General features: G+C 39.4%; 2 protein-coding genes and 1 pseudogene. All 3 read right to left on the bottom strand.

The window, feature by feature from the left end:
- Positions 1 to 120: 120 nt before the first annotated feature.
- Positions 121 to 549, bottom strand: coding sequence for a hypothetical protein (locus AC1DPQ_RS26600; protein WP_477581445.1), 429 nt, complete (start codon positions 547 to 549; stop codon positions 121 to 123).
- Positions 550 to 570: 21 nt separating this feature from the next.
- On the bottom strand, positions 571 to 1,401 hold the full coding sequence (locus AC1DPQ_RS26595) for a hypothetical protein (RefSeq protein WP_477611412.1): 831 nt from the start codon (positions 1,399 to 1,401) through the stop codon (positions 571 to 573).
- A 142-nt stretch (positions 1,402 to 1,543) separates the two neighbouring features.
- Positions 1,544 to 1,846, bottom strand: a pseudogene (locus AC1DPQ_RS26590) (alpha-glucan family phosphorylase); the annotation flags it as partial.

The raw sequence follows: 1,846 nt of genomic DNA, 5'->3' as shown, positions 1-1,846 counted from the left end.
GAACTACTCTGCTTTGTTTCACCTTTATACTGAGTAAACGAGTTTAATGTGGATGAAATCAAGGTTAATTTCCCGTCTGTATAATATTTAGATGAGCATTTTGGCCGACCTAAAATGGACTTAAGCCCTGGGCAAACCTTGCCGCTTTCCATCCTGTATTAATAAAATGACCAGAGAAAAAAGTTCCTGTTTAAGTTTTCTATAATTTGAATTCAGGTGGAGCATGGTGTGTTCCATCTGCTTTTGCTTTATCCCAAGCAATTCTCCATGGCTGTCAACAAGATTTTCTGTTTGCCCCTCTAGTACTTTTATATAATCAATCAGATCCGTATCAGCACTATATTTATCTTGTTCAAGCTTTAAGAATTTTTTACCAACGGCTTTTAGGTCATCAATATACGCTGGGCCGGAGAGCAGTATAAAATGATCATCGAGCAAATGGTGAAGAAAAACCATTTCAATTTTAAAAAAATCGATGTCTGATGCCCAGTGCTTTGCGATAGCATGATATTGGATATAGGCCAGGGAGGTACTATTTATGCTGTTCATTTATGTTTTATTAGGGTGAAATTATGAAGGGAATATCAACATGGGAACGGGATTATACAGCGTGCACTTATCTTTGAAATATTGCTGGGTAAGGGAATTAAAATGAAAATGCTGGTCAACCAGAACTAAGAGGTCGGCCTTCATTTCACTTACCACAACCTCCAGTATATCCATAGATCCGCCTTGATTTAGCATGTTTAGGAAGAGTTTCTTGTAGCCTATATTCAGGCTGATTTCATCATTAAACACCTCTTCTGCCTGATCGGTCTCCATCAGCGGAAGGCCACTGGCTGAAGCGTGTGCAATAACCAGATTAGCATCCCAACAGGTGGCAAGGTCTGCCAGAAACTTTACTKTCCCAATGCCACAGAAACGCAGGTCAGTTAAATACACCATCCGTTTGAGTTCATGCTCAGACCATGAGGAAGGAATGATCAGTAGCGGCACCCGAATTTTATGTAGTAGATTATTAATGGCAAGATTAACATTCAGCAAAGCCTGAGGCAGAAATTCATCTAAACCCTTTATAACCATTAAGATTTCGTTTTCGTTGGCCAGCCTATATAGATCCCCCATTTCGAAAGAAAAACTCAGTTCCTGAATTAAGGGTTTAAATCCCGGATAGCGCATTTTTCTTTCAAAAAGATTTTTCATCAGCTTGGAATCGATTGCTACAGAATTCGGCACCTCTGGTAACATTTCTGTCCATCCATATTCATCCGTGGTTAGATTTAGAACCGGCAAATTAGCCAGGATAATATTTACCCCAAGACGTTGCGCCAGAACGAGTGCAAATATGGCAGCATGCTCAGATTCTGAACTATGATCGTTGATGATGATAATGGATTTCATTTGTTATTTGCTTTAAGCTATATGCTAACAGCAAAGGTCGGCATAGCTTAAAGCAAATGAAATGATGGTAGTCACCTTAATGATTGCGGGTGGTCATGAGGCAAGGGTTTACCACAGAAAAAATCAAAAATAAAGTAGTTTTTTAATCGGCCTGACGGTACATCTGCTTATAATAGGCTTCTGCCATTCTCGCTGACTCGAATTCAGGGATGACGCCTTTTATACCACTTTGAACCATATTAAACCACTTTGATGGATCATCATAGTAAGTAGGCAAAACTGTTTTTTCCAGCGCATCCATTAAGTTGGTATTCTCTTTTTTATCTCTTTCCTCCTCGGATAGCAAACTTTCTGCAGGCTCAATAAGAAAACAGTTCTCTCCATTTAGTGCAAACTCAGGAATCCATCCATCTGGAATAGAAAGATTGATAGCGCCATTCATAAC

The organism is Pedobacter sp. 01T416_2 (genome assembly GCF_056398925.1).
This window is presented reverse-complemented; position numbering and strand designations above follow the sequence as displayed.